At 65.7% G+C, this 6,316-nt stretch carries 4 protein-coding genes and 1 pseudogene; 3 read left to right on the forward strand and 2 right to left on the reverse strand.

All coding sequences use genetic code 11. The features are described 5' to 3' along the window. Nucleotides 1–998, reverse strand: a 998-nt coding sequence (locus VGD20_RS20745) for a DUF885 domain-containing protein (protein WP_331136266.1), incomplete at its 3' end; no start/stop codon positions are given. An 83-nt stretch (nt 999–1,081) separates the two neighbouring features. Between VGD20_RS20745 and VGD20_RS20750 the strand changes: the two genes are divergently transcribed. The 3 genes from VGD20_RS20750 to VGD20_RS20760 are packed head-to-tail and all read left to right on the forward strand — an operon-like array spanning nt 1,082 to nt 5,769. Continuing rightward, the gene (locus VGD20_RS20750; protein ID WP_331136267.1) at nt 1,082–2,152 is read left to right on the forward strand and encodes a quinone-dependent dihydroorotate dehydrogenase; all 1,071 of its coding nucleotides are present in this window, start codon (nt 1,082–1,084) and stop codon (nt 2,150–2,152) included. 40 nt (nt 2,153–2,192) lie between these two features. Then, entirely contained in the window at nt 2,193–3,884 is a 1,692-nt protein-coding gene (gene ggt / locus VGD20_RS20755) for a gamma-glutamyltransferase (RefSeq protein WP_331136268.1), read from the forward strand. Nucleotides 3,885–3,939: 55 nt separating this feature from the next. Next, nucleotides 3,940–5,769: an AMP-dependent synthetase/ligase gene (locus tag VGD20_RS20760; RefSeq protein WP_331136269.1), complete on the forward strand. Its 1,830-nt coding sequence runs from the start codon at nt 3,940–3,942 to the stop codon at nt 5,767–5,769. A gap of 238 nt (nt 5,770–6,007) precedes the next feature. Here VGD20_RS20760 and VGD20_RS20765 read toward each other — a convergent pair. Then, nucleotides 6,008–6,316 (reverse strand): annotated as a pseudogene (locus VGD20_RS20765) (hypothetical protein); the annotation flags it as partial.

Below are 6,316 nucleotides of genomic sequence, written 5' to 3' on the forward strand. Positions count from 1 at the left end.
GTCCCCTTGAAGCCGACCTGCGCCATGATCTTCTTCATCTCGCCATGGATGCGCGCGACCTCGGCCAGGCCAAGGTCGTGGATCTCGGCCGCGGTCATGTCGGTCGTCGTATAATTGGCGAGCAGCGCCTCATAATAGGCCTTGCCGTCGGGCAGGCGCCAGATGCCGTCCTGCGTCGGCGCGCTCGCCTGCTGCCGCTTCATTTCGGCGAGCAGGCGGCCATAGGCCGGGCCTGCGCTCTCGGCCCATGCCGCTTTGGCCGACGCGACCAGCCGTGCCTTTTCGACAGCGTCGATCGCGAGCTTGCCGACCTTGGCGCTGATATCCTCCACCACCGCATTGTCGGGGCCCTGCAGGTTTCCGATATCCGAGATAAGATAGGCATAGACCCATTTCGGCGGCTGAATGCCCTTCGCGGCGCGTATTGCCGATTGTGCCGACAGCGCGTCGAGGATCGGGCCGAGCCCGCGGATGCGCGCGATATAGGCTTCGGCTTCGGGGACGTCGGCGACGCGGTGGATATTGATCAGGAAGGCGGGCATCTGGCTCTGCGCGCCGTTCATCTGATCGAAGATATAGCCATGGTCGCGGAACGCGAACAGGCGATCGGCGCGCGCTGCCTGCGTGTTGAACAGTTCGAACGACAGCGCTTCGTCGGCGGTTAGTTTTGCGGGGTCGTAGCTCCCGAGCATCGCCGCGGCGGTCGCCTGTTGCAGCTTGTGGCTTGCGACCGCGGTCTCGTCGGACACATCGTCCCATTTGCCATAGTCGCCGTCGCGAATCCCGCGGCGCGCCTTGGTTTCGGGGGACAAGGAAAGCTGTGCTGCGTCATAAGTGTCGAAAAATTGCCCGAGGTTCGCGCCGGCCGGGGCGGCTTCGGGGGCGGGCACCGCAGCGATCGTGGCGGGCGCCTCCTGCACCGCGGCTGGAGTGCAGCCTGCCGCCGCAACGAGGACGAGGCCGGTCGACAGGCGGGCGACAAGATGAAGGTGCGACACGATTTTCTCCCGGATTTTCCGATGGCTTTTTGCTGGTCGGCCGGGGCTTGCCATAGCCCTCCTGCGCGCGCAATGGCATGGGCATGTCGCTCTTCGCTTCCCTGACCGACGCCGCTTATGCGCTCGTCCGCCCGATCGTCCACGCTACCGATGGCGAGGCGGCGCATAATCTGACGTTGAGCGCGCTTGAACCGTTGCCGCGTGCGCGGGCCGCGCTGACCAGCCCGATCCTCGCGACCGAACTTGCCGGCATAAGCTTTCCGAACCCCGTCGGCCTCGCGCCCGGTTTCGACAAGGACGCCCGCGTCGCAGCGGTGATGCCGCGTTTCGGTTTCGGTTTTGTCGAGGTCGGGACGCTGACCCCGTTGCCGCAGGAAGGCAATCCGCGCCCGCGCCTGTTCCGGCTGGTCGAGGACGGCGCGGTGATCAACCGCATGGGTTTCAACAACGGCGGGCAGGCGGCGGCGGCGGAGCGGATCGCAAGGCTTCGTGCGTGTGGCATCGCCGTGCCGCTCGGCATCAATATCGGCGCCAACAAGGACAGCGCCGACCGCATCGCCGACTATGCGAAAGGCACGGCGGCGATGGCGCCGCTCGCCGATTATCTTACGGTCAATATCAGCTCGCCCAATACGCCGGGCCTGCGCGCGCTCCAGGACAAGGGCGCGCTCGAAGCGCTGCTCGACGGTGTTGCGGCGGCGCAGCCCTCCGGCGCAGCAAAGCCTGTCTTCCTGAAAGTGGCGCCCGACCTCGAGCCCGCCGACATCGACGATATCGTGGCGGTGGCGCTGGGCAAGGGGCTCGCGGCGGTGATCGTGTCGAACACGACGATCGTGCGCGGCGCACTGGCCTCGCGGCATGCGCAGGAAGCGGGGGGGCTGTCGGGCGCCCCGCTCGCCGGACTGGCGCTGCAGCGGGTCCGGGACTTTCACCGTGCGAGCGGTGGAAAGCTGCCGCTGGTCGCAGCCGGCGGGATCGCGTCGGCGGAGCAGGCGTGGGAGCGCATTCGTGCGGGCGCCAGCCTCGTCCAGATTTATTCGGCGATGGTCTATGCCGGCCCCGGCCTTGCTGCGAGGATCGCGCGCGGGCTCGAGGATCTCGCCGTGCGCGACGGTTTCACGCGCGTCACCGAGGCGGTGGGGACGGCGCACTGACGGGGTTGCGCTGACCCGAGGCGCGCGCCAAAGTCGGCGCATGCTGAAAAGATTCCTCCCGCTTGCCGCCCTCGTCACCTTTGCCATCCCTTCGCTTGCGCTTGCGCAGGGCGTGACCTCCTCCGCGGATTCGCGCGCCACCGAGGCGGGGCGCGAGATTTTGCATCAGGGCGGCACCGCGGCCGACGCTGCGGTCGCAATGGTCGCGGTACTGACGCTCGTCGAACCGCAGTCGAGCGGCATCGGCGGTGGCGGCTTCATGGTCTATCACAATGCCGGTGACGGCAGCATCTCGACGATCGACGGCCGCGAAACGGCGCCGGCTGCGGGAAAGCCCGAGCGCTTCCTCGGCCCCGACGGAAAGCCGCGTCCTTATATGGAGGTCATTCCCGGCGGCCTTTCGGTCGGCGTGCCGGGCAATATGCGCCTGATGGAAATGGCGCACAGGAAATGGGGCAAGCTCGAATGGAAGGCCTTGTTCCAGCCCGCGATCAAGCTTGCCGAAGAGGGATTCGAGGTCACCCCCGCGCTCTATAACTGGCTGAGCCAGTTCCAGCCGATGTGGAAGGATTTCCCCGCCGCGCGCGCGATCTATTATGTGGACGGCAAGCCCGCCCCGGTCGGCACGCGTCTGAAGAACCCGGCCTATGCGGCGGTGCTGCGCGACATCGCGGCGCGCGGGCCCGATGCCTTTTATTCGGGTGCCAACGCGCGCGCGATCAGCGATGCGGTGACGAAGGCGCCGCGCAACGCGACGCCGATGACGCTCAAGGATCTGGCGGGGTACCGGGCAAAGGAGCGCCCGGCGGTCTGCACCACCTATCGCATTTACAAGGTCTGCGGCATGGGCCCGCCCTCGTCGGGCGCGACCACCGTCTTCGGCATCCTCGGCATGATCGAGGGTTGGGACATGAAGACGATGGGCAAGGATAATCCGATGAGCTGGCACCTGCTCTCGGAAGCGATGCAGCTCTCCTATGCCGATCGCGCCGCCTATCTCGGCGACGCCGACTTTGTCGACGTTCCCGTGCAGGGCCTGCTCGACAAGGCCTATCTCGCCGAACGCCGCCAGCTGATCTCGCCTTACGGCGCTGCCGGCCGCTACGAGCCCGGCACGCCGCCGGGTGCCAGGCCGCGCGCCGCTGCGCCGCCGGTGCCCGAGCAGGGGACGACGCATTTCGTCGCCGCCGACCAGGCGGGCAACGTCGTATCGATGACCTCGACCGTCGAAAGCATCTTCGGCAGCCAGCTGATCGCGAACGGCTATTTCCTCAACAACGAGCTGACCGACTTCGACCTCGCGCCGACCAAGGACGGCGTGCCGACCGCAAACCGGGTGCAGGCGGGCAAGCGTCCCTTGTCCTCGATGTCGCCGACGATCGTCTATGGTCCCGACGGCAAGGTCGTGCTCGCGGTCGGTTCGGCGGGCGGCAAGCGTATCATCATGCATGTGACGAAGGTGCTCGTCGGCGTGCTCGACTGGGGACTGACCGCCAAGGAAGCGATGGAATTACCCAACCTCTTTTTCGGCCAGTCGGGGGCGATCATCGAGAATAATGATGCCGGCAAGGCGATTGCCGCAAAGATGAAACCCTTCGGCTACAGCATCACGCCGACCGATCTCGGCTCAAAGCTCAACGCGATCGAGCGTGTCGGCGAGGGCTGGCGCGGTGCCGCCGATCCGCGCGGTCCGGGCACATCGGCGGTGGATGGCGCGCCGCCGCAGGGCTAAAACAACCCGCAACGAAAATATAAGAGACAATGAACACTCCCTGGAGAGAGGCAGAATGAAGCTCGTAAATCCCCATCTCGACCATTTTCCGAGTCTGGTCGCGATGTTCTTCGACCGTGCGGGGCGCGGTGGCGAAGACCCGTTCCTGTGGCGCAAGGCCGATCGGGCCTGGCAACCGCTGAGCTGGCGGCAGGTCGCGAACCAGGTGTCGGCGCTCGCGCACAGCCTGCGCGAACTCGGCCTTAAGGAAGGCGACCGTGTCGTCCTCGTCAGCGAGAATCGCCCCGAATGGTGCATCGCCGACCTCGGTATCATGGCCGCGGGCTGCATCACCGTGCCGACCTATACGACGAACACCGAACGCGACCACCAGCACATCCTCGACAACAGCGGGGCAAAGGCGGTGATCGTCTCGACCGCGAAGCTCGCGCGTACGTTGATGCCGGCGGTGATGCGCTCCGACGCGCATATCGTCATCAGCATGGAGAGCCTGCGCGTCGGCCAGCAGGGCGAAGTCGCGATCCACGACTGGGACCCGCTCGTCGCCAGCGGCGAAGCCTATCTGGAGGAAGCCAAGGCGCGCGGGCTCGCGATGAAGCGCGAAGATACCGCCTGCCTGATCTACACGAGCGGCACCGGAGGGGCGCCGCGCGGGGTGATGCAGCATCATGGCGCAATCCTGCACAATGCCGCGGGGGCGGCCGAAGTTCTCGTCAATGATTTCGGGATCGGTGACGAAGAGGTGTTCCTGTCGTTCCTGCCGCTCAGCCACGCCTATGAACATTCGGGCGGCCAATTCCTGCCGATCATGGTCGGTGCCCAAATCTACTACAGCGAGGGGCTCGAAAAGCTCGTCTCGAACATCGAGGAAACGCGCCCGACGATCATGGTCGTCGTGCCGCGGCTTTTCGAGGTGATCCGCGCCCGGATGATCAAGTCGGTCGAAAAGCAGGGCAAGCTTGCTAACTGGATGCTGCGGCAGGCGCTGCGCGTCGGCGAAAAGGACTATGAACGGCGCATGGGCGTGCTCGACCGCCCCGTCGACCTGATCCTCGACAAATTGTTCCGGCCCAAGATCGGCAAGCGCTTCGGCGGCCGGATGAAGGCGCTGGTCTCGGGCGGTGCGCCGCTCAATCCCGAAATCGGCGTCTTCTTCCACTCGATCGGCCTGACCTTGCTCCAAGGCTATGGTCAGACCGAGGCGGGACCCGTGATCAGCTGCAACCGCCCGAGCGCGGGGATCAAGATGGATACCGTCGGCCCGCCGCTGATGAACACCGAAGTCCGCATCGCCGACGATGGCGAAATCCTCGTGCGCGGCGAACTGGTGATGAAGGGCTATTGGCGCAACAAGGCCGAGACCGAGCGCGTGCTGGTGCCAAATCCCGCGGAGCCGGACAAGGGCGCCTGGCTTCACACGGGCGACATCGGCCATATCGACGACAAGGGCCGCATCGTCATCACCGACCGCAAGAAAGACCTGATCGTTAACGACAAGGGCGACAATGTTTCGCCGCAGCGCGTCGAGGGTATGCTGACGCTCCAGCCGGAGATCTTGCAGGCGATGGTCTATGGCGACAAGCGTCCGCACCTCGTCGGCATTCTTGTCCCCGACCCCGAATGGATGGCCGAATGGGCGGAGGCCGAAGGGTTGCCCAAAGATCTGTGCCGGCTGCGCGAGCATGAGAAGTTCCGCGCCGCGATCCGCGCCGCGGTCGACCGGGTGAACGGCCAGTTGTCGGTGATCGAAAAGGTGCGCAAGTTCGACTTCGCCGACGAAGCCTTCACGATCGAAAACGAGCAGATGACGCCGTCGATGAAGATCCGGCGCCATATCCTGAAGCAGGTTTACGCGGACAGGATCGCGGCGCTGTACAAGGGTTGATCAGTAGAAGGGGCGATCAGGCGGACGGAACGTCGGCGGCCGGCTTGCCGGCACGCCGCCGCCGCGCGCGACATCGGCAGCAAATTGTCCAACGGTCATGGCGCTGGTTAGGCCGCGCAACCTTTCGAAAAGGCTAAGGCGCCGCTTTCGCGCCTCTTCCACCGGAATCTAGCAGGCGGGGGTGCGACCCGAAGAGCTCGGCGCAAACCGGACCCCGCCTGCGGCTGAACCCTTGGGCTCAGCCTTTGTCCCCCGCCGGTTTGCGATAGGGGACGAATTCGCCGAACACGCACGTCGGGCCGCGAATGCCGCTCGACCGGTCGACCAGATGGAAGAAATCGCCGCTGCAGGTCGACGACCCGAATTGCCGCACGACCATGATGTCGCTGTCGCGTGCGAGACCGGGGCAGCTGCTCTTGAGGTCGTTGCGGTAAACGATGTTGCTTCCCGAGCGGTACAGCAGGATGCTGTCCGACACGCGGATCGTGTCGGTGCTGCGATAGCTGGGCAGGCATTTGACCGGCTCGCCGGCGACCTTGCCGGCCAG

The organism is Sphingopyxis sp. (assembly GCF_036402335.1).
Classification (GTDB): Bacteria; Pseudomonadota; Alphaproteobacteria; order Sphingomonadales; family Sphingomonadaceae; genus Sphingopyxis.